Source organism: Priestia sp. SIMBA_032 (assembly GCF_046535215.1).
GTDB classification, from domain to species: Bacteria; Bacillota; Bacilli; order Bacillales; family Bacillaceae_H; genus Priestia; species Priestia aryabhattai.
On sequence record NZ_JAWRXD010001261.1, the window covers coordinates 1 to 248 of the forward strand.

At 67.7% G+C, this 248-nt stretch carries 1 protein-coding gene; it reads left to right on the plus strand.

The features are described from left to right. Nucleotides 1-248, plus strand: a 248-nt coding sequence (locus SB717_RS38380) for an MBL fold metallo-hydrolase (protein WP_410908450.1), incomplete at both ends; no start/stop codon positions are given.

Consider the following 248-nt stretch of genomic DNA (forward strand, 5'->3'; position numbering starts at 1 on the left):
CCCGTCTGGTCAATCACCCGCCGGCAACGTTCGGATTCCGGGTGACCGGTCCGGAAGGTCAGGTGCTCACCTACAGCGGCGACACCGGGGTGTGCGATGAACTGATCGAACTGGCCGAGGGGGCCGACGTGTTCCTGTGTGAGGCGTCGTGGACCCACGACCCGGTGAACCGGCCACCGAATCTGCATCTGTCCGGTCGGGAGGCGGGGGAGGCGGCGGCCAAGGCCGGCGTCAAGAGCCTGCTGTTG